16 protein-coding genes are annotated in these 21,431 nt (G+C 71.2%); 9 read left to right on the top strand and 7 right to left on the bottom strand.

Going from position 1 to position 21,431, the window contains the following annotated elements; translation table 11 throughout:
* Positions 1 to 121 precede the first annotated feature (121 nt).
* Positions 122 to 490 (bottom strand): STAS domain-containing protein, encoded by a 369-nt coding sequence (locus tag ABZ876_RS05850; protein ID WP_361774808.1) that lies wholly within the window; start codon positions 488 to 490, stop codon positions 122 to 124.
* A gap of 141 nt (positions 491 to 631) precedes the next feature.
* On the opposite strand from ABZ876_RS05850, the gene ABZ876_RS05855 reads away from it, so the two are divergent.
* Both ABZ876_RS05855 and ABZ876_RS05860 read left to right on the top strand, forming a co-directional pair.
* Positions 632 to 976, top strand: a complete 345-nt coding sequence (locus ABZ876_RS05855; protein WP_361774811.1) for a helix-turn-helix domain-containing protein — start codon at positions 632 to 634, stop codon at positions 974 to 976.
* A gap of 518 nt (positions 977 to 1,494) precedes the next feature.
* Positions 1,495 to 1,989 carry a kelch repeat-containing protein gene (locus ABZ876_RS05860; RefSeq protein ID WP_361774814.1) on the top strand — a complete coding sequence of 165 codons (495 nt, stop codon included), beginning with the start codon at positions 1,495 to 1,497 and terminating at the stop codon, positions 1,987 to 1,989.
* A gap of 121 nt (positions 1,990 to 2,110) precedes the next feature.
* Here the strand turns inward: ABZ876_RS05860 and ABZ876_RS05865 are convergent, their stop codons facing one another.
* Positions 2,111 to 3,097 carry a YIP1 family protein gene (locus ABZ876_RS05865; RefSeq protein ID WP_361774817.1) on the bottom strand — a complete coding sequence of 329 codons (987 nt, stop codon included), beginning with the start codon at positions 3,095 to 3,097 and terminating at the stop codon, positions 2,111 to 2,113.
* A gap of 111 nt (positions 3,098 to 3,208) precedes the next feature.
* On the bottom strand, positions 3,209 to 4,423 hold the full coding sequence (gene wecB / locus ABZ876_RS05870; RefSeq protein ID WP_361774820.1) for a UDP-N-acetylglucosamine 2-epimerase (non-hydrolyzing): 1,215 nt from the start codon (positions 4,421 to 4,423) through the stop codon (positions 3,209 to 3,211).
* A gap of 404 nt (positions 4,424 to 4,827) precedes the next feature.
* Between wecB and ABZ876_RS05875 the strand changes: the two genes are divergently transcribed.
* Together ABZ876_RS05875 and wecC are read left to right on the top strand one after the other, a co-directional pair.
* Positions 4,828 to 5,580, top strand: a complete 753-nt coding sequence (locus ABZ876_RS05875) for a WecB/TagA/CpsF family glycosyltransferase (protein WP_361774823.1) — start codon at positions 4,828 to 4,830, stop codon at positions 5,578 to 5,580.
* A gap of 193 nt (positions 5,581 to 5,773) precedes the next feature.
* Positions 5,774 to 7,015: a UDP-N-acetyl-D-mannosamine dehydrogenase gene (gene wecC, locus ABZ876_RS05880; protein ID WP_361774826.1), complete on the top strand. Its 1,242-nt coding sequence runs from the start codon at positions 5,774 to 5,776 to the stop codon at positions 7,013 to 7,015.
* 72 nt (positions 7,016 to 7,087) lie between these two features.
* Here the strand turns inward: wecC and ABZ876_RS05885 are convergent, their stop codons facing one another.
* Positions 7,088 to 7,849, bottom strand: a complete 762-nt coding sequence (locus ABZ876_RS05885) for a class I SAM-dependent methyltransferase (protein WP_361774829.1) — start codon at positions 7,847 to 7,849, stop codon at positions 7,088 to 7,090.
* Positions 7,850 to 8,117: 268 nt separating this feature from the next.
* Here ABZ876_RS05885 and ABZ876_RS05890 point away from each other — a divergent pair, with 268 nt between their 5' ends.
* The 5 genes from ABZ876_RS05890 to ABZ876_RS05910 are packed head-to-tail and all read left to right on the top strand — an operon-like array spanning position 8,118 to position 17,135.
* Complete coding sequence (locus ABZ876_RS05890) at positions 8,118 to 9,758, top strand: glycosyltransferase (protein WP_361774832.1); 1,641 nt, start codon at positions 8,118 to 8,120, stop codon at positions 9,756 to 9,758.
* Positions 9,759 to 9,760: 2 nt separating this feature from the next.
* The gene (gene asnB / locus ABZ876_RS05895) at positions 9,761 to 11,680 is read left to right on the top strand and encodes an asparagine synthase (glutamine-hydrolyzing) (RefSeq protein WP_361774835.1); all 1,920 of its coding nucleotides are present in this window, start codon (positions 9,761 to 9,763) and stop codon (positions 11,678 to 11,680) included.
* Positions 11,667 to 13,649 (top strand): alginate lyase family protein, encoded by a 1,983-nt coding sequence (locus tag ABZ876_RS05900; protein ID WP_361774838.1) that lies wholly within the window; start codon positions 11,667 to 11,669, stop codon positions 13,647 to 13,649. Before asnB ends, ABZ876_RS05900 begins: the two co-directional genes overlap by 14 nt.
* Positions 13,646 to 14,851, top strand: a complete 1,206-nt coding sequence (locus ABZ876_RS05905) for a glycosyltransferase (RefSeq protein ID WP_361774841.1) — start codon at positions 13,646 to 13,648, stop codon at positions 14,849 to 14,851. Before ABZ876_RS05900 ends, ABZ876_RS05905 begins: the two co-directional genes overlap by 4 nt.
* Before the next feature lies 1 nt (position 14,852).
* A complete protein-coding gene (locus ABZ876_RS05910; protein ID WP_361774844.1) occupies positions 14,853 to 17,135 on the top strand; it encodes a bi-domain-containing oxidoreductase in 2,283 nt (760 codons plus the stop codon).
* 77 nt (positions 17,136 to 17,212) lie between these two features.
* Here ABZ876_RS05910 and ABZ876_RS05915 read toward each other — a convergent pair whose 3' ends face one another.
* From ABZ876_RS05915 to ABZ876_RS05925, 3 genes are read right to left on the bottom strand one after another with little or no spacing between them, the layout of a single operon-like run.
* Positions 17,213 to 18,559, bottom strand: a complete 1,347-nt coding sequence (locus ABZ876_RS05915) for a polysaccharide biosynthesis C-terminal domain-containing protein (RefSeq protein WP_361774846.1) — start codon at positions 18,557 to 18,559, stop codon at positions 17,213 to 17,215.
* Positions 18,556 to 20,067, bottom strand: coding sequence for an O-antigen ligase family protein (locus tag ABZ876_RS05920; RefSeq protein WP_361774849.1), 1,512 nt, complete (start codon positions 20,065 to 20,067; stop codon positions 18,556 to 18,558). The genes ABZ876_RS05915 and ABZ876_RS05920 overlap by 4 nt, the downstream gene beginning before the upstream one ends.
* On the bottom strand, positions 20,064 to 21,266 hold the full coding sequence (locus ABZ876_RS05925) for a hypothetical protein (RefSeq protein ID WP_361774851.1): 1,203 nt from the start codon (positions 21,264 to 21,266) through the stop codon (positions 20,064 to 20,066). Before ABZ876_RS05925 ends, ABZ876_RS05920 begins: the two co-directional genes overlap by 4 nt.
* Positions 21,267 to 21,431: the final 165 nt, after the last annotated feature.

The raw sequence follows: 21,431 nt of genomic DNA on the forward strand, positions 1-21,431 counted from the left end.
TGTCAGGTGGCGGGGGCAGGCTTGACATTGCGTGCTGCCAGAGACGGCCTGACAGCAGGGCTGGTGGTTCTGTTGTCAGGTTGCCAGTCGGCTTGGGTGCGGCTCTTTGGGTGGAGAGGGCTCAGGAGACGGCGGCGTCGTTCACGGTCTCTCGAATCTCCAGCACGGTGTCGGTTCCGGTGATCTCGAACAGGCGCTGAAGCTGCTCCGGCGGCGCGGCCACGCGCAGGGTGCCCGTTTGGTGGGCAAGGATCAACAGGTTGAGGAACGACGAGTCCGCGAAGTCGACGCTGGAGGCGTCCAGGATCACTTTCGGGTGCTTCCTGACGGCGGCGTCCAGTACGGCCGCCAGAGGCGGGATCGAGTGCATGTCGTAGGAGCCGTGAGGGGCGACCACCCAGGCGCCACAGCACTCGTACTGATGCACCGCAGTCGCCAGGTCAGGCCCGCTGACGTGGCCCGACCACTGCTTGGCACCAGCGCTACTCATGAGCTTTGGCATGACGGCCTCATTCCAGGACACCTTCGAAGCTCCTTATCGCTGCTCCTCGGCGCGGAGCACGCCATCAGTTACCGGAAAAGTATGTCATGTATCTGGCTTCGTCAATAAGGGCCCTCTAAGATGCTGGGCATGGTTGGAGTGCCCGAACCTCACAGCGGATGGACGTTCATCACCAGCCACGCGCGCGTACTGGCGGCCATCGCCGACAACCCGAACGTCCGGATCCGCGACATCGCTGCCCACTGCCGGCTCACGGAGCGCGCCGTCCAGCGCATCATCTCCGATCTTGAGCAGGACGGTTACCTCTCCCGCATTCGGGACGGGCGCACGAACACTTACCGCATCGAGCCCGACAAGGTGCTGCGCCATCCGGCAGAAGCCGGCCTCTCCGTAGCCTCCCTGCTGTCCCTGCTCGTACAGGATGAGACCGATCGGGGCAAAGCGCTGGGGCCGACCATGGCACATACCCTCTAAACCCACCACTGACCCCAGCTCCCATCCCGTACGCCGTCGACCCACACACCGTGGAGCGGGCGTGGTTCCCGGCGTCCAGGTGGAGCGCGCCACTGTACGTACGACATGGACGCCAGGGGCCGCGTCTGCTCGGCTTTGCCTGGGTCGATGGTGTGCGGGATGGGAGCCCCCGGCATCCGCCACGACGGACCCGCGGTCGGCGACGGCGCCCCCTCCATCCCGGTGCCGGCCGATCCCCCGCCGGAGGCACTGTTCTGACCGTGGCCGCGCTATACGGTGATCGACTCATGGCCACCGGCCCTATCCACCAGTGGGCGCGCGTGGATCTCCCGTCCGGCGGGCCGGCGCGGCGCGACGGAGCTGCCCCGTCGTCGGTGCATGGGCCATTGAGACGATGATCCGGCATGTCGGTCCCGGCCTCTTCCGAGGTGATCGCATCATGAGGGAGGCCGTCCGCCCGGAAAGGCCCCTGGCTCGCCGCGAGCAGGGCACGGCTTGAGGCAGAAAGCAGGTCGTTCATGTGTGCTGAACCCCGTTACGGGCGCCTTCCCCGCTCTACGAGCCTGCTGACCGGCGGCCTCATGGCCCTGCTGGCCTTGTTCGCCGTCGGCCTGGCCACCCCGGCCGCGGCGGCCACCGGCGCTCATCAGAAGGCATCCCGGGTGACCGCGGCACCGGCCGCGGAGGGCGACCGCTGCGGCAAACGTCTCCTCGCCGACCGTCGTTCGCATGTACTGGGCGGCGGGAAGAAATGCGGCACCACCACCACATTCGTTCAGGTTTCCCACACCGAGCAATGCGGGCCCGACACCTTCTGCTCGTCCACGGCGAACTGTCCGGCCGGGTCGGTGGTCGTAGGCGGGGGCATCGGCACCAACACGTTCATCAGCAACGATGTCTGGCTCTACGAGACCAAGCCCATCGGCACCACCGCCTGGGAGGGTACCTACCGCAACCGCACCAACATCACCTTCCCGATCACTGCCTACGCCATCTGCGCCCAGTCCAGCTGATGTGCCGGCGGCGGCGAGGCCCCAGCGAGGATGACCGAGAGAGGTCACGCACGAGGCCCCGGCGCGCCGGGGCCTCGTGCGCGGTGCGCGGGACGTGGCGGTCCTCGGCGCCCGGCGACTGCTAGAACGTGCCCAGCTTGACGATGGACAGGATCGCGATCAGCTGGATCGCCGACGCGCCCAGCGCCTTCGGCCACGGCAGATCGTGGGACCTGGAGACCATCTGGGTCAGCAGCGCGCCCGCCGCCACCCAGGTCGCCCAGCCCAGGACCTGCACGAAGGGTGCGTCGCCGCCGAGGAACATCGCGACGACCAGGCGCGGCGCGTCCGTGATGGACATGATCAGCATGGAGAGGCCCACCGTGGGCTGCCAGGCGCCGTCGCCGCCGAGCTGGCGGGCCAGGGTGTGGGTGACCACGCCCAGGACGAAGGAGCTGACGACGAACGCCACGGCCGTCGTCAGGACGATCGGGATCGCACTCGACAGTGTGGCGTTGATCGCGTCCTGGCGCGCGCCGTCGAAGCCGAAGACCGCCAGCAGGCCGTAGAGGAAGGTCACGATCAGAGCCGGGGCCCACACCGTGTAGTCCCGCATCCGGAGGAACGTCTGGGCCGGGGACAGCACGATGCCCCGCAGCAGTTCCTTCCAGTGCAGGGGCGGGCCGATGGGCGGCGCCGGGGACTGGCCCGCGCGGTAGGTCTCGCCCTGGCCGTACGGGTCCTCGCCGACGGAGAACGCCTGGGTGTGGCCCGGGTTGTTGGCCGCGTACGGGTCCCTGGGCAGGGGATGGCCCTGACCGCCGCCGTCCCCGAAGTACTCCGGCTCGCCCTGGCCCTGCGCACGCCACTGCGGATGACCGCCGTGGGGCTGTGCTCCTCCGTAGGGCTGTGCGCCGCCGTACTGCTGCTGCGGCGCGGAGGGGTAGCCGTACGACGGGCCCTGCGGCGCCTGCTGTCCGTACGGGGGTTGTTGCGGTCGCGCTTGAGTGCGGTTGTCCCGGCCGCGTCCGATCCTGAATCCAGCCACGTCTTCGAACGTACCTGCTCCCGGAGGGTTACATGCGGGGCCCGGGGCCTCGGGCCCGGCTTTGCTGCCGAGCTGTGACATCCCCTAAGGGCCCGTCAGGCGGGAATCAGGGACGTCTCAGTGACCGCCGCGGGTTGCGCCGTACGGTGCAACGGGCAGACCGCCGCTCGTGTACGGCCGGGCTCGGGGCCTTCACAGGCCCGTGGCCATTGCGTCGGACCGGCGCGACTGTGCCGGAAGCTCCTCCGCGGCCAGGGCCGCGGTCCCGGTGAAGTCCGCCGGGGCATCGCACAGCCCGAACCAGTGCCCCAGGGCCTGGACGGTGCGTTCCGCCGCGCGTCCGTCACCGTACGGATTCACGGCCTGCGCCATCCGTGCGTATGCCACGGGGTCACGGAGCAGCCGGGTCACCTCCGTGACGATGCGGCCGGTGTCGGTGCCGACGAGTGCCACGGTTCCGGCGGCCACCCCTTCGGGGCGCTCGGTGGTCTCGCGCATCACGAGGACCGGCTTGCCGAGGCTCGGTCCCTCCTCCTGGACACCGCCGCTGTCGGTGAGGATCAGGTGGGCGCCGTTCATCAGATGGGCGAAGCCCTCGTAGTCCAGCGGCTCTACGACCCTCACGTTCTCCAGCCCGGCGACCTTGGGCACGACGGCGGCCCGTACGGCGGGGTTGCGATGGATGGGGAAGACCACGAGCAGGTCGGGGTGGAGCGTGGCCAGCCGGGCGAGGGCGTCGCCGATGGACTGCATGCCCTCGCCCCAGGACTCACGGCGGTGTGCCGTGACCAGCAGGACGCGCCGGGGGTCCGCCTCAAGAAATCGCACGGTGGTGTCGGACAGCCGGCCGGCCGTACGGTCCAGGGTCCTGAGCAGGGCGTCGATGACCGTGTTGCCGGTGACCACGACCGAGTGCTGGTCGACGCCCTCGCGCAGGAGGTTGTGGCGTGCACCGCTGGTCGGCGCCAGATGCAGGTCCGCCAGCCGGGTGGTGAGGCGGCGGTTCATCTCCTCGGGGTAGGGCGAGTACGTGCTGCGCGTCCGCAGCCCCGCCTCGAGATGGACCACGGGGGTCTTCTGGTAGAAGGCGGCCAGCGCCCCGGCGAGCGTGGTGGTGGTGTCTCCCTGTACCAGCACCGCGTCCGGCTGCTCCTTGTCGAGCACGGGCCGGAGCCGTTCCAGCGTGCGTGTGGTGATGTCGGTCAGGGTCTGCCCGGCGCTGAGGATGCCCAGGTCGTGGTCGGGTTCGATGCCGAAGAGCCGGTTGACCTGATCGAGCATGGACCGGTGCTGCCCGGTGACGGCGACCAGCGGCTCGAAGTGGTCCGATGCGCGCAGTGCCTCGACGACGGGCGCCATCTTGATCGCTTCGGGGCGTGTGCCGTAGACGGTCATGATCCGTTTCACGCTTCGCCTCCGGCTCGGGGGTCGCCGCACTGGTGCATGTGCTGTGGCTATCGCGTGGTGCGGAGGCCGCCGTGAAGGCAGGCGCGTCGGTCGGCCGGCCGGATGCAGGAAATCGCTCTTTCAGGTCGTCATGACTTTTCCCGGCGTGGTGTCGTCCGCCCGGCGGGGAAAGGTCCGCTCTTCCCGCTCTTTGTGACCGGCCGTCTCGTGACCGGTCGTCCGTCGGGCGGGGAAAAGGCGGGTGGTGGCCGCGCAGTGGCCCATTCGAGTTGCGATGGCGGCCGGTCGCGCCCTTTGCGGTCCTCTGGGCTCGAGAGGCACCTAGCGTGGCGGGCACGTCCACTGTCCAGGGGGAGGCCATGGGGCCAGAGAATGTTCCCTCACCGATGGACCGGTCGAGCCGTTTGAGCGAGAAAGTGCCGGTTGCCGTCTGCGGGGTGCCGGTGCACGCGCTCACTCTGGCGGAAAGTGTCGCCGCGGCCGAGGAGCTGATCGCCGACGGGCGACCTCACCAGCATGTCTCGGTGAACGCGGCGAAAATCGTCAGGGCCCGGCGCGATCCCGAATTGGCGCGCATCATCCGTTCCTGCTCACTCGTCAACGCCGACGGGCAGGCCGTCGTGTGGGCGGGCCGGATGCTCGGGCGTCCTCTTCCCGAACGCGTCGCCGGTATCGATCTCATGCTGGCCCTGTGGGAGCGCGCGGCGCGGGAACGCTACCGGGTCTTCCTGCTCGGCGCCGAGCCCGCGGTGGTGCACCGGGTGGCGGCCATCGCGGCGAGCCGGGGAGTGGACGTGGTCGGATACCGCGACGGCTACTGGTCGGGCGGGCAGGAGCCGGAGGTGGTCGCCGCCGTCCGCGAAGCCCGCCCCGACCTGCTGTTCCTCGCGGTGCCGACGCCGCGGAAGGAGTACTTCCTCGCCGGGCACCTGGCCGACCTGAACTGCCGACTGGCGGTGGGCGTCGGCGGGTCCTTCGACGTGGTGGCCGGGCTCAGGGCGCGTGCGCCCCGGTGGATGCGCGGCGCCGGCCTGGAATGGGCCTTTCGGCTCATGCAGGAGCCACGGCGCCTGTTCGCTCGCTATCTCGTCGGCAACACCGCGTTCGTCCTGCTGGTCCTCCGCGAGGCCGTGGCACGACGTACCCCGCGCGGGTAGTGCCGTGGCGTCCCGGCCCTCCTCGTCCCCCGGCGGTGAACGTCCCCCGCCCTTCGTGCTCCCGCGTGACGAAGTGCCGTACCCCCCTGAGTCGTCACCTCCTGAGTCGTCACCTCCTGAGTCGTCACCTCCTGACTCGTATCCCTGACCTCCTGAGCCGTACCCCTGAGTCGTACCCCCGAAAGGAACGCGTGTGTTCAGCACTGTCTCCGTCGTAGGACTCGGATACATCGGGCTGCCGACCGCGGCCGCACTGGCCACCAAGGGGGTGGACGTCGTCGGTGTGGACGTCAACCGGGCCACGGTCGACCTGATCAACGCCGGGCAGGCACCCTTCGTGGAACCGGACCTCGCCGTCGCGGTGAGCGGGGCGGTGGCGATGGGACGGCTGCGCGCCGCCGCCGAGGCCGAGCCCGCCGACGCGTTCATCATCGCCGTCCCCACTCCCGTGGGCGATGACCGCGAACCGGACCTGTCCTGCGTGCGGGACGCGGCGGCCGCGGTGGCCGACGTGCTGCAACCCGGCGCGCTGGTGGTCCTGGAGTCGACGTCGCCGCCGGGAACGACGCTGCGGCTCTCGCAGTGGCTGGCCGAGCGGCGGCCGGACCTGACCTTCCCGCACAGTGCGGGCGCGGCCGCGGACGTGCATGTCGCGCACTGCCCCGAGCGCGTCCTGCCGGGCAGGATCATGATCGAGATCGTCACCAACGACCGTCTGATCGGCGGGGTGAGCGAGTGCTGCGGCGCGCGGGCGAGGGGGCTGTACGAGCTGTTCGCCCGGGGGCGGTGCCATGTCACGGACGCCACCACCGCCGAGATGGCCAAGCTGAGCGAGAACGCGTTCCGCGACGTCAACATCGCCTTCGCCAACGAGCTGTCGATGATCTGCGACAAGCTGGGCATCGACGCCACCGATGTGATCGCGCTCGCCAACCGGCACCCGAGGGTGAACATCCTCCAGCCGGGCCCGGGAGTCGGAGGGCACTGCATCGCCGTCGATCCGTGGTTCATCGTCAGTGCGGCCGGCGACCAGGCGCGGCTGATCAGAACCGCCCGGCAGGTCAACGACGCCAAGCCCGCTCATGTGATCGCGGAGGTGTCGAAGACCGCGGCGCGTTTCAAGGACCCGGTCATCGCCTGCCTGGGGCTGGCGTTCAAGGCCGACGTGGACGATCTGCGCGAGAGTCCCGCGCTGCACATCACGGCGGAACTCGCCCGGCAGGGGGTGGGCCGTCTGCTGGTGGTCGAGCCGCACATCACCGAGTTGCCGCCGGTGCTGGCGGACACGGGACAGGCGAAGCTGGTGGACCTCGAGGCCGCCCTCCAGGAGTCGGACCTGATCGTCCTGCTCGTCGACCACGACGCCTTCCGCGGGGTCAGGCGCACGATGCTGAGGGGGAAGGTCGTCTTCGACACGCGCAGTGTCTGGCGCTGACGTCCCCGGGGACCGCGGCGGTGCGTCCGGGGGCCGGGCCGGGTGCCCGCCTGGAACCTGGCCCGGGCTGGGTCACCGGCGGCCGGTGACGATGACGTACCAGCCGAAGGGACGCAGCCAGCGCGGCAGGAGGCGGCCGGACAGCGCCGGATGTTCGGTGGTCACCCGCACGTCGTGGAACGCGGAGAACAGCTGCTTGGCCGAGCCGCGGCTGTACAGGCGCACCAGGGGCCGGTTCTTCAGCCGGGCGGCTCCGTACTCGAGTTCCGGCAGGTAGTCGCGCCAGCTCTGGGATCGCCAGCGCATGCCGATGAGGTAGGTCAGGAGCTTCTGCGCTGCGAACATGCTGTGTCTGTGGTAGAGCGCGACCATGAACGTCGCCCCCGGACGCATGACCCGCCGCATCTCGGCCACGGCCTGCTCCGGATGGTCGGTGTGGTGCAGCACGCCGAACGAATAGACCCCGTCGAAGGACTCGTCGGGGAAGGGCATGCGCTCGGCGTCGGCCACCTGTGCGACACCGGGCCGACCCTCGAGCCTCAGCCGTGTCTGCGTGAGACGCGCCCCACGCTCCGCAAGGTCGATCGCGACCGTGTCACGGGCGATACCCGCGATCACCGAATGATCGGTACCGGCGCCGCAGCCGATTTCCAGCACCCGTCCCCGGGGCACCCACGAGCGCAGCAGACTCGGCAGCCAGGGCTGTAGCCGATAACGGCTTCCGGTCATTTGATCGTAGAATTCTCTGGTGCCCTCTTTTGCGACTGCGTGATTCGTTCCCGCGGGGTTTGCCGACCATTGTTCGCCCGCCGCTTCACGGGCCTCGGTTTTCATGGGCGAGATCCTACTCAAAGGCGGTGCCTGAGCAGGAAAATCGACCGGCCGTTGTCGAGCGAATACAAGTCGATCGGCGGTTGCGTGCGGCAGGGCGTATTTACTGGTGTGCGGCTCCGTCGTCGATTCGTTTTCGCTGTCACTCCTTCGCTTTGCTGTGTTGCGTTGCGGCGCGGTGTGCGGTCCGGAATACCTTGGCTTCCATCGGACTGCATCAGGTCGCCTTTCGGAGGTTCCACTGACTGCCCATCCTGATCACCAAGGTGATATGAACGGCCGGCAGCGGTGGGCGGTTCTGACCGAATCGCGTTTCGGCGTCCCCGGCGTCAGGCGTGCCGCCGCCGAACTGCTCGGACAGGAACCGGTCGTGGTCATGGCGGCGTCCGACGCCATCCGGGACGTCCGCGGATACCGGGCCGAGTTGCGCCGGCAGCGGATCTCGGCGGTCGCGCTGCTCAGCAAGGACCCGGCGCGCAGGCCCTTCGCGACCCCGGTCGAGCTCGTTCTCGCGCTGGCGCCGGCGCGTGAGCGGTGCATCATCGACATGAGCCGCCCCGGCGAGTGCCTTCCCGTCGGCAACCGCGCGGCACTGACGGTGCGCTGTGCGTGGGACGCCGCCACGGCCGGCCGCCGCGTCCTGCGTGACCTGGTGCCACGTCAGGAACGTGTGCCGCATCAGGAACGTATGCCGCAGGCCCGCCCCCCGGCCGTCCCACCCGGCAGGGCGTGGGTCCTCGCCCTGTGGCGGGATGCGGGGGAGGTGGGGGTCGGCGGGGCGGTCAGTCATGTGTCCGGGGTCCTCACCGGTTTCCGGCAACTGGGCTGGCGGGTCGCGCTGGTGACCCAGGACCGCCCGCCCGAGCAGCTGAGAGCGGCCGTGGACCTCGTCCGGATCGCCGCGCCGCTGCCGCGCGGCGAGCGTTTCATCCGCGAGTCGGCCCAGCTGGCCGCGAACGACGGGATGTGTGAGGCGGCCCTGGCGCTCGCCCTGCGCACGCCGCCCTCGTTCGTGTACGAGCGGAACGCGTTCCTGTCGCGGGCGGGCGCCGACGTCAGCAGGCACCTGGGCGTTCCGCTGGTGGTCGAGTGGAACGCGTCCGTCGTGTGGGAGAACCGGAACTGGTACCGGGAAGCACCCCTGAAACGGGTCTTCCAGCTCATCGGAGCGCGATACGAGCGGCACACGGTCAGGAGCGCGCGTCTTGTCGCGGCGGTCTCGCGGCCCGCCGCGGCCATGGCGATCGACGCCGGAGCCGACCCCGGCACGGTGGAGGTGGTCGCCAACGCGGTCGACGCGGCAGGCGTCCCCGAGCCGTCGCCGCTGCCGGCCCGCGAAGGGGCCCGGCTCGGCTGGGTCGGCAGTTTCGGGCACTGGCACGGGGTGGACGTGGCGATCGAGAGCCTGTGCCACCTTCCGCCGGACGTCGGGCTGGTCCTGATCGGTGACGGGGAACGACGCGGGGAGTGCGTGCGGATGGCCGACCGGCTCGGCGTCGGCGACCGCATCACCTGGACCGGCAGCCTCCCGCACGACGAGGCCCTCGAGGTTCTGTCGCGCTGTGACGTGCTCGTCTCCCCGCACGTGTGGAAGGGAACCGGTCCCTTCTTCGGCTCCCCGACGAAGCTGTTCGAGTACATGGCGCTCGGCAGGCCCGTGGTGGCCAGCCGTCTGGAGCAGATCGGCGAAATGCTGAAGGACGGCGTCACCGCGGTGCTCACCGAGCCCGGCGACCCCGAGTCCCTCGCCGAGGGCGTCAGGCACGTACTGGACCTGCCCGACCGCGGCGCGGCACTCGGCCGCACCGCACGCCGGGAAGCGCTCGCCGGGCACACCTGGCAACGGCGGGCCGAACAGATCCTCTCCCGGCTGTCCCTGCCGGCCACCCACCCTGCCACGGAGAGGGGCTGACCATGTGCGGGATCACGGGGATCTACGAGTACGGGCGTGCGGTGGGGGGCGTCACGGCCGACACGGTCACCCGGATGCGCGACAGGCTGACCCATCGCGGACCGGACGGCGCCGGAGTGCACATCAGCGAGGACCGCCGCGTGGGCCTCGGCCACCGCAGGCTGGCCGTCGTGGACCTCGCTCACGGCGCCCAGCCCATGTTCGGCGACGGCGGAGAGTGCCTGGTCTTCAACGGCGAGATCTACAACTACCCCGCGCTGCGCCGTGATCTCGAAGCCCGGGGCGCCCGGTTCCGCACCGACTGCGACACCGAGGTCGTCCTCCACGCCTACCGGCACCACGGCGACGCCTGCGTAGACCTGCTGAGGGGCATGTTCGCCTTCGCCCTCTGGGATCCGAAGGCGGCACGGATGCTGTTCGCCAGGGATCCGCTCGGGGAGAAGCCGCTCTACTGGACGGCTCGGCACGGCACCTTTCTGTTCGCGTCCGAGGCGAAGGCGCTGCTGGCCCACCCGAGGGTCGACGCCGGGGTCAACACGACGGTCCTGGAGAGCTACCTCGCCAACCTCGTGGCGCCTTCCCCGGCGACCCTCTACCGGGGGATCGACAAGCTGCCTCCCGGGACGGCCGGTACATGCGACGCACAAGGAGTCCGTACCTGGCGGTACCGGGACGTCACCACGGAGCGCTCCTTCCTGGACGTGTCCCTGCCCGACGCCTCCGCCCAGGTGCGGAACCTGCTGGACAGGTCGGTGCAGGCGCGGCTGATGAGCGACGTCCCGGTCGGGGTCCTGCTCAGCGGAGGGTTCGACTCCACCGCGCTGGTCGCCCTGCTCCGCGAGCGAGCCGCCCGGACCTCCACCTTCTCCGTGGGCTTCGCCGACGCACCCGGCCTGGACGAACGGGACGAGGCGCGCTGGGTGGCCCGGCATTTCGGGACCGACCACCACGAGGTCACGGTGTCTTCGCGGGAGGCCCTGGAATCGCTGACGGCCATGGTCCACCACCAGGACGAGCCGCTCGCCGACCCCGTCTGCATGCCGCTGGGATTCGTCTGCGCACTCGCCCGGCGCCGCGGGGTCCCCGTGGTGCTGGCCGGTGAGGGCGCGGACGAGCTGTTCTGGGGATATCCGGGATACGTACGGGCGATGCGACGGCAGCGCGAGCTTCGGCTGCTCCAGCGGCTGCCCGCCGGCGCGCGCCGCATCCTCACCGCCGCGGTACCGCGTTCACGGCGCCGCAGAGGCTTCGACCTGCTCGTGGGGGCGGTCGGCGGCCGGCAGCTCCCGATGCACTACCCCCTCGGCATTCCCTCCTCCCTGCGCTCCGAGGTGCTGGTCGAGCGCACCTACGACCCGCCACTGATCCCACCTCAGCTCACCGGTGGCGAGAACGCCCTTCAGACGGTGGCGTTCGACACCCAGCACTACGAGTTCACACTCCGGCTGCCGGAGCTGCTGCTCATGCGCATCGACCGGTTCTCCATGGCGCACTCCGTCGAGGCCCGCGTGCCCTTCCTGGACCAGGAGCTGGTGGAGTACGCCTACCGGCTGCCCGTGCATCACAAGCTGGACGGCGGCCGCACCAAGGTGGTGCTGCGCCGTGCACTCGCGGACCTCATGCCCGAGAGGGTGACGAACCGGCCGAAGCAGGGGTTCGGCGCCCCGATCGCGCACTGGCTGCGCGGTCCGATGGGGGACGCGCTCGTCGATCTGCTGACGGCGCCCGCGATGCGGCACTACTTCCGGACGGAGGCGGTTGCCGGGATGGTCGCCGAACACCGGGCCGGGCGGGGCCACCACGCCTGGTTCCTGTGGCCGATCCTCAACTTCGCCGTGTGGCACCGGGTATGGGTCGAAGGGGAGCCGGCGGACGAGTTGACCGACCGGATGCTGAGAAGGTGCGGCGTTGGGGCGCGCTGAGCATGCCGATCGCGTGTACGCCGGGCCCTCGCGTCCGGCCCGTCTGCGACGGCGGGTCGTCTCGGCGGCCGCCCTGCCGCCCGGTGTGCTCGCCGCCGAAGCGGGCTGGCGTGCGCTGCGCGGCGGACTGAGGGCGCTCGCGGATCGGCGGGAGCTGCGGGCCGGCGCCCGCCCGACGTCCCCGGAGACCTGGCGTCCCTTCGTACTCGGTGGCGCCGACACCCGCCCGAAGGCCGGCCCGAGCCCGTTGGAGCTGGAGGCATGCCTTCGCGAGGCGGACGCGGCTCTCGACGGTGGCTTCGCGGTCCTCGGCTACGGCACCGTGACAATCGACACCGAGGGGCGGGGCTGGCGTCACGATCCGGTCCACGGTTTCACCTGGCCCGACCGGCACCACCGTCTTCTCGCTCCCGTCCCCGGTCGCGCCGACATCAAGGTGCCGTGGGAGATCGGCCGGCTCCAGTGGCTGACCGCCCTCGCGCGCGCCTTCGCGTACACGGGTGACTCCCGGTACCGCGACGGGGCGGTGGAACTGCTCCGTTCCTGGTCCGCGGCCAACCCGGTGGGGTACGGGCCCAACTGGGCGAACGCGATGGAGGCGGGGATCCGGGCCGCCAATCTGGTGTGGGCGTCCGAGATCCTCGGCGATCCGGGTTTCACGTCGCTGGCCGGAGGGATGCTCCGCGACCACGGATGGTTCATCGCGGGCAACCTGGAATACGGTCCGCGGCTGACCAGCAACCACTATCTGGCCGACCTCGTCGGTCTGGTCCATGCGGGCGGGGCCCTGCGGCACAGCCGCGCCGGCCGGCTCTGGCTCCGCATGGGCGGGAGCGGACTCCAACGGGAGATCCTCAAGCAGTTCCACGAGGACGGTTCCAACTTCGAGGCGTCCACGGGCTACCACCGGCTGTCGACGGAGCTGGTCCTCCTCGGTCTGCTCGCGCTACGCCGCCTGCGCGCGCCGGTACGGTCCGAGGTCTGCGACCGTCTCGCGGCGGCGGTGGAGGTGCTGTCCGCGCTGACCGGCCCCGGCGGACTCCTGCCCGCCCTCGGCGACGACGACAGCGGTCTGGTGGTGGGTCTTCAGTCCGGACGGAATCCGCGAGACCCCGCCCCGCTGGTCGCCGCGGCCGGGGCCGTGCGGGAGGCGGAACCGTCCCCGGAGGCGGCGGGCCCCGAACTGGCGCAGTGGTGCGGGGCACCGCCGCGGCGGACACAGGCCCGGCCACGGGCCGCCTCCTTCCCGGGCGCCGGCTGGTACGTCCTCGCTGCGGGGCCGTACTGGTGCCTCGCGGAGTGCGGTGGAGTGGGGCAGCGCGGCAACGGCGGTCACGGTCACAACGACACGCTGTCGTTCGTTTTCTGTGCGGACGGGCGTGAGATCGTCACCGACCCCGGGACCGGGGTCTACACACCGGATCCCGAGGTGCGGAACCTGCTGCGCGCCACCCGCTCCCACGCCACGGTCGAAGTGGACGGTCAGGAGCAGAACCGCTTCGATCCCGCCCTGCTGTTCACCATGCGGAGCGACGACCGCCCCCGGGTGACGGACCACCACGCAGACGGCTCGGGCCGCCAGGTCCTCGAGGCGGTCCACGAGGGATACCGCCGGCTCGACGACCCCGTCGTGCACCGCCGCCGGTTCGTCCTGGACCGGGAAGGGCTGACGGTGACCGACCACATCGACTGCCGTGCCCCGCACACCCTCGTGCTCAGCCTTCCGCTGGCCCCGGGGGTGCGCGCCGAGCGCCGCGACGGCGCGACCCTGCTGGTGGCCGACGGCACGACGGTGATCCTCGGTCAGACGTCGGGCCCCCGGCTGTCCTTCGGCGTCCAGGAGACGCCGTGGTCCGCCGCCTACGGTCACGTCGCCACCGCACAGGTGCTACGCGCCGCCGTACGGACGCGGGGCTCGGTCTCCTGGGGGCTTCGGTTCCGGATGTCGGATGGAGCACGGACGACATGAAGATCCTCATGGCCGTCGTCTCGGACCTGCGCAGCGACGCCCGCGTACGACGGGAGGCCGCCGCGCTCGCCGCGGACGGCCACGACGTGCGGGTCGTGGGCTTCGACTCCGGGGTCCGGCGCGCCGGCAGCACGGTCGAGGAAGGCGTCCGCTACGACGTGGTGCCTTTCCCCTCGCGGAATCTGCCCCGGCCGCTGCGGCTGGCCCGCGCGGGGCTCGGCGCGGCGCGGGCCGCGCTGCTCATGGCCCGTGGACGGCCGGACGCCGTGCACTGCCACAACCTCCACCTCAGTCTGCCCGCGCTGCTGGTGGCGCGACGCCACGGTGCCGCGCTGGTCTACGACGCCCACGAGCTGGAGGCGTGCAAGCACCGGGGGCCGGTGCGCCGGCTGATCGAACGGTGGGAGCGGCTGGTCTGGTGCCGCTCGCAGGCCCGGATCACCACCAACCCATCGCGTGCGGAGTATCTGGAGCGTCTTCACGGCAGCCGCCCCACCGTCGTCGGCAACTATCCGCGGACGCCCGGGCCCGGCATGGAGCCCAAGGACCTCCGCGCCCGGCTGGGCATCCCGCGCGAACGGCTGGTGCTGATCTTCCAGGGGGGCTTCTACCTCGAGTCCCGTTGCTTCCGCACGGTCGCGGCCGCGTTGCGGGAGCTGCCCGAGTGGCACTGGGTGCTGATCGGCTTCGGCAGCGACGACACCGTGCGCAAGCTGCGTGAACTGGTCGCGGAGTGCGGAATCGAGGACCGGACCGCGATTCTGCCCGCCGTGCCGGTGGACGAGCTCCTGTCGTACACGGCCGGCGCGGACGTCGGCGTGGTCGCCCTCACCGACTCCGGTCCGAACTGCTACCTGGGCGACACCAACAAACTCTTCGAGTACCTGATGGCCGGCCTTGCGGTGGTCGGGAGCGACTTCCCCGAGGTGCGCAGGGCGGTGCTGGAGGGGCCGGCCGGCCCGACGGGGGTTCTGTTCGATCCGGCGAGTTCCGCGTCGGTCGCGCGGGCCCTGCGCGAGGCCGCGGCCGGGCTGCCGACGTTCCGGCGCAACGCCGTGAACGCACGGGCCGCGTACTCCTGGGAGACGGAGAGCAGGACGCTGACGCACCTGTACCGTGCGCTCGCCGCGCCCCGGGGCGCAGAGCCCGCAACCGATACGGGACGGCGGGCTGAGCCGTCCGGTCTTCCGAAAGGCGCGTGACGTGAAGGCAGTACTGCTGTCGGCCCGGGACGGTTCGATCAGTGTGGGCGAGATGCCGCCGCCGGCGGTGCAGTGGGGCATGGTGCTGATCCGCACGACGTACTCGCTGATCAGCGCGGGTACCGAGCGGGCGACGCTGGAGACGGGCGCCAGCAGCCTTGTCGGAAAGGCGCGGCAGCGTCCCGACCAGGTGCGTCAGGTCCTCAGCACGGCCCGGCAGCTGGGCATCCGGGAGACGTACCGGATGGTCCAGGACCGGCTCGACCGGCCCATGACGCTCGGTTACTCGTGCGCCGGCGAAGTGATCGCGGTCGGCGAGGGAGTCGACGACATCTCGCCCGGCATGCGGGTGGCCGCGGGCGGCGCCGGATACGCCTCCCACGCGGAGATCGTGGCCGTCCCCCGCAACCTCGTCGTACCCGTGCCCGACGGTGTGGAGGACCGCTGGGCGGCGTTCGCGACCGTGGGTGCCATCGCACTCCAGGGAATCCACCAGGCCGAGGCGGTTCCGGGGTCCCGTGTCGCCGTGATCGGTCTCGGGCTGGTGGGGCAGCTGACCCTGCGGCTGCTGCGGGCCTACGGGTACGACACGGTCGGGGTGGACCAGGACCTCGCGGCCGTCGACACGGCCCGGGCCGGCGGATTCGTCGCCTACGCCCGGGCGACGGAGGACCTGCCCGGTACCGTCGCGCGGCACTGGGGCGGGGCGCGGGCGGATGCGGTGCTGGTGACGGCGGCGACCTCCAGTACCGATCCGGTGGAGCTGGCCGGGAGCCTGGCGCGTGACCGGGCGGGCGTGGTCATCGTCGGCGACGTCAAGGTGGCACCGCCCCGGTCGTCGTACTACCACAAGGAACTGTCGATCCGTTACTCCCGCTCGTACGGACCGGGGCGGTACGACCCCCGCTTCGAGGAAGGGGGTGAGGAGTACCCCGAGGGATACGCGCCCTGGACCGAGCGCCGCAACCTGGCCGAGGTCCTCAGGCTGGTGCCGCAGCTGGACCTGGAGGGCCTCGACCCGCGCGTCTTCGCCGTGGAGGACGCCGCCGAGGCGTACCGCGTCCTGAACACGGAACGGCCGCGGCGGCGCCCCGCGCTGCTGTTGCGCTACCCCGGTACGGCCGAGGTGAGCGAGCCGGCGCGGCGCCACGACAAGGCGGCCGAGTGGTCACCGCCGGCCGGCCGGGTGAGGATCGCCGCGATCGGGGCCGGGAACTTCGCCACGAAGATGCTCTTCCCTCATCTGTACCGGGACCAGGGCGTCACGTTCTCCTGGGTGGCGAGCGCACGGGGTCTGACCGCCGTCCGGCAGGGCAAGCGGTGGGAATTCCGGACCGTCGCGGAGAGCGCCGAGCACGGACTCGCCTCGGGCGACGCCGACTGCGTCATGGTGCTCTCCCGCCATGACAGTCACGGCCGTTACGCGGCCGAAGTGCTGCGCTCGGGCGCCGCGTTGTACTGCGAGAAGCCTCTTGGGCTCACGGAGCAGGAACTGGAGGAGCTGGCGGCGGCCTGGAACGGCTCCGGCGCACCGGCGCTGGCCGGCTTCAACCGCCGGTTCTCACCGGCCGTACGGGACCTGCGGGCCGCTCTGCCCGAGGGTGCGCCGCTCCAGGTCGTCCACCGGGTGTTCGCCGGCCGTCTGCCCGCCGGCCACTGGTACTTCGACCAGCGGCAGGGCGGCCGGCTGCTCGGCGAGGTCTGCCACTTCATCGACACCGCCGGCTTCCTCGTACGGGCCAGGCCCGTGAGCGTGACGGCCACGGGCGTCGACAGTGGGGACCCCGTGGCGGCCCAGAGCGTCACCGTGCAGATCCGCTACGCCGACTCGTCGACCGCTTCGATCGTGTACGGCGGCACCACACCGCCCGGCGCCCCCAAAGAACTCGTCGAGGTGGCCTGCGACGGTGTCGCCGCCAGGATCGAGGACTTCGCCTCCCTGACGCTGTGGCGGCGGGGCAAGAGGACGGAGTCGGTCTACCGGGCGGCTCCGAAGGGACATGCGGAGGAGATGCGGGCCCTGACCAGGCTGCTGCGCGGCGAAGAGGTCGAGGAGGCCGACTTCCGGCTGGCGCTGTGGAGTTCCCTCGTGGCGTGCAGGGCCGCATCCGCTGTCGCGGGCGGTGGCCGCTGCGAGGTGGCGCCGGCCACACCGGCGCTCGCCGAGGCCCTCCGCTGTGCTCCGCGGGCCGGTGGGGCCGAAGGAGCCGGAGGGGTCGTCCCGGAGCAGGCCCCCCTCAGCCGTGAGAGTGCCGTGGGCACGGTGCGACGCTTCGGCGTATGAGCGCCCGGGGAGCGGCGTCGCGCCCGGCCGCTCCCCGCACCAAGGCCCGCGCGCGGGAGGGCGGGCGGCCGTCGGGGCTACCAGGCGGTGGCGTCCCGTCCCTGCTCCGGACGGTCTCTTCGGGCCGCCCCCCGGACGGGCCCGCCGGTCAGTCCCCTGTGCACGGCGCGCCGGTACCGCAGGGCGTGGACGACGAGGTTGACCGTGAGCGCCAGCAGGCTGGCCCAAGCCGCTCCGGCGGCCTGGAAACCCGGGATCAGCGCGAGGTTGAGGGCGAGGTTGGACGCGGTCAGAGTGATCGCAGCGGTCCGCAGGTCGGATCCGAGCCCGTGCGCCGCGAGAAAGGTGTTGAACAGGCGGGTCACGGCACTGGTCGCCTGCGCCGTGGCGAGCAGCGGCACCAGCGCTGCCGCCATGAGGAAACGGTCGGTGTAGACGAGCCGGACGAGCGGCACCGCCAGCATGCTCACCACGGCCGCCGGTACGGCACTCGCCACCGTCACCGCCACCACCCAGGCCGGGTCCATACGCGGCCGGCGAGTGAGCCGCCCGAAGAGCGCCGTCGCCAGAGCCGCGCCGGGAAGCGCCACGGGGTACGAAAGAGAAGCCGCGCACATGTAGCAGGCGAAGGTGCGCGGGTCACTGGCGGCACCCAGCATCAGGGTGTCCATGTGGTAGGTGCCCATGCTCAGCACCCGCCCGATGTAGGCGGAGAAGCCGTAGTCACGGGCGCCTTGCACCATCTGCGCCATGGACCGGCCGAGCCGGCCGAACCGGGGACGGAGGTGAGCCAGCAGCGCGACCCACCCGGCGAGCAGGAACAGGGCGTCGGCCAGGAGCACCCCGGAGGACGTCAGCCGTACCCCCACCGCCGGCAGTGCCAGGAGCAGGCCGACGAAGCCCAGTCGTGAGACCACGGAGGCGATCGAGTAACTGTGCAGACGGCCGAGTCCCTGTGCCGCCTGAAGGCACACGAAGTCGAGGGGGTAGCCCACGGAGAGGAAGGCCACCACCCTGAGAGCCGGGCCCGCGTGCACCGGGAAGAAGGCGTCCACCATCCAGGACAGCGCGAGGACGGTCAGCCCGAACAGGGCGGCCACGGGCATGAAGAACGCCACGACCGCACCGGTGACCCGGCGCCGCTGGGCGGGGTCAGAGCGCGCCAGCATCCGTGCCGCCGGGAGGAACAGCCCGAACTCGAAGAACATCGCGCTGAAGAGCAGCAGCTGTTTGCCGAACGTGTAGCCCGTGTAGGCGTCGACGTCCATCGATCTGGCGAGGAGCGCCGAGGTGACCATGCCGAGGGCGCCGAGGGTCGCGCTGGAGGCGGCGAAGCCCGCCGCCTGACGCACCGTCGTGGAGGCGAACGCCTTCCTGACCCTGGTGCGCCCCCCGGCCGCGTCGGCGGTGATGCCGGAGGTCATGAGACCGCGTTCACGAGCGGTGTCGTGACGGCCGGACCCGCCGTGGTGTGTGCGTGTCGTTCCGCGCCCTGCGGCCCGGCGTTCTCGATCGACGCCGCCGCGAGTCCCAGAAGCACGGCGAGGGCGACGTTGCTCGGGCCGAGGGGCAGCATCGTCAGTTCCATGGAGAACGCGAGATAGGACAGCGCACCGGCGATCACCGCCGCGCGCAGTACCTGGCGGGTCGGGTCCCCGGTCGCCAGCCGGCCGAGACCGCGGAGCATCCTGGCGCAGAAGACGCACAGGGCGATCAGGGCGGTGAACCCGAATGCTCCCTGCTCGGCCAGGGCTCCGACGAACGAGCTGTGCGGGGACTGCACCGACCGAACCCCCCACACCTCGCGGACATGGATCCGGCTCTGGGCGTCGACGAACCGGTTGATGCCCACGCCGGTCAGGGGGGCGGACCGCCAGATCTCGGCCCCGACCTGGTAGGTGGCGAGGCGGCCCGCCACGTTGTCGGTGTTGCCGATGCGGGTGCGGAACACCGCGTTGTCCTGGAGCGGTACGAAGGCGACAAGCGCGGCCAGGGCGACGGCGGATCCCACGGCGGCGAGGCGCAGCCTGCGCCCGGCGCGCAGACCGAGGCCGATGACGAGGATCACCAGGGCACACGCCCAGGCCACGCGGAAGAGGGACAGGGCCATGCCCACGACCTGCACGACGGCGAGCACCGGGCCCAGGACCGAGCGGAAGGCCCTGCGGTGTGCGCCGTGCATCCGCCCGTCCATCCACCAGAACATCGTCGCGGCGAGTGTCAGGGCCAGGGTGAGCGCGTAGACCTCGGGAACCGGGTAGGGACCGGAGACCCGGATCACGCCGCCGCTCTCGGTGTCGGCGCGCACGGCACCGCCGCTCAGGGACGCGAGTTCGTATCCGAAGAGGTGTTCCGTGATGCCGAGCAGTGCGACGACGGTCCCGCACACCACGAGCCCCGAGGCCCACAGGCTCACCCTTCGGGGGCTGTCCGCCGTGCGCCGGCAGACGCAGAAGGCGGCGCAGGGCAGCAGGACCGCGTCGACGAAGGTCTCCAGGGCGCCCACGGCGTGCGGATGTGTGGTCACGGCGCGGGCCAGGAAGAGTGCCGCGAACACCACCGCGGCGATGGCGAAGGCACGCACGCTCGGGGCGCTCGGCCTTCTGCTTCCCCGTCCGATGAGGAGCGCGAGGACCAGCGCGGCGAGCAGGACACGGTCGAACGTCACCAGAGAGCCGGACCGGGGGTAGCGGGCGAGGGGGTAGAGGACCGGCGAGAGGACCAGCCAGGTCACCCCCGCGGCCAGTGGGCTCCGGCCGCACACGAGGGCGAACGCCGTCACCATCGCGGCGGCGCACAGGACGACCGTCGGCACACTCGGTGAGAGCAGGACGGCGGTGAGCGCCAGGAGGCTGCCCACGGTGTAGAGGACGGACAAGGCCGTCGACCGGGTGGGCCTCAGGGACCGGTACGTCCTCGACGACGCGCTCATCCGGCACTCCGCGCCAGGCGGAAAGCGGTCAGCGCGTCCAGGAACGGCGCCAGACTCCACCGCGGCGACCTGCGGACCGGCGGCCCGGTGAGCGCGGCGTGCCCCGCGGGTTCCCGGGAATGCTCCGGCAGGAAGGGGCCGACGGCTGCGAGCACCCGGTCCGCGAAACCGGGGCTCACATAGCCGCGTTCCTCCGCCCAGGACGCCATGCGCACGGCCGTCGCGTCGTTGTTCGGGTCACCGCAGGTACGCCCGCGCCGCCCCGGCCTTTCGTCCGCGTAGTAACGAGGCACCGGGCCGTCAAACAAGTGCTCGAGGTAGTACCGGACTCCCGCGTCGATCACCCTGTTCTGTTCGAGCCCGAGTCCGCGCGCGGCCGTGTCCAGCCGCAGCAGCACATAACCGGTGTGGAAGCCGTCCACCCATCCGAGGTTCGCGGATGTGCCGTACGGCCACGCGCCGTCCGGACGCTGCCCCGCCACGGTGGCGGACACCGCCGAGCGTGCCGCGTCGAGCAGCCGTGAGGCGAGCGGCCGGGGCATCGAGTCCAGGAAGGCGAGTCGCGTCGCCAGTGCCGCGCCCATGAGGTTCGCGTTGTGGATGAGCGTGCCGGACGCCGGTGTGTAGGCGAAGTGTGTGCCGGTGTACAGATGGTCCAGCAGAGCGGCGGCGAGCCTTTCGGCGCTGTCGGCGTCCAGTGTTCCGCTGTCCAGGCATCCGTCCGCGCAGAAGGCGGTGGCCACGATGTTCGGCATGGACGACGGGTAGTACCCCCAGCGGGTCTGGACGTCGAACTCGTAGCTCCACAGCCCCGCGTGACGCCCCCGCAGTTGCCGGGCGGCGGTCCACCGCCCGAGTTCGCGCGCCCTGCCGCGCCAGAGGGGCGAGGCGGCGAGCCGGCCGCACGCGGTCGCGCCCAGACCGCAGGCGGTCGCCGTGCGCAGCGGGCGGATGGCCAGATGGCGGCGAAGGTCGACCGGGCTTCTCTTCACCGTCTGGAGGAGAGCCTGACGCAGCAGGGGGTGGACGGCGAGGACCGCCAGCGGACTTGTCAGGCCGTCGTAGGGATCCGGGCCCGCCCAGGCGCCGCCGTCGAGCAAACGGAAAACGAGATCGGCCCGCCTTTCGAGTTCTTCGGGCGGCATCAGGGCGGCGGTGAATTCGGCATCCGTCGGATTGCTGCTCTTCCAAGCGGCCACTGGCTCTCCGGAGATCCGTCCGGCCGGGTCGGTTTTCCCCGCCGAAGTCCGTCAGGCCAGGCTAGTGTCACAGCCACCGTGATTGCGCCGGACGACGCACCTTCCACAGTGAATTCCGGAGCCCCGATGATTCGTACGAATAAGAATCCGTCTGCGTTTTGTATT

The organism is Streptomyces sp. NPDC046931 (assembly GCF_040644655.1).
Taxonomy (GTDB): Bacteria; Actinomycetota; Actinomycetes; order Streptomycetales; family Streptomycetaceae; genus Streptomyces.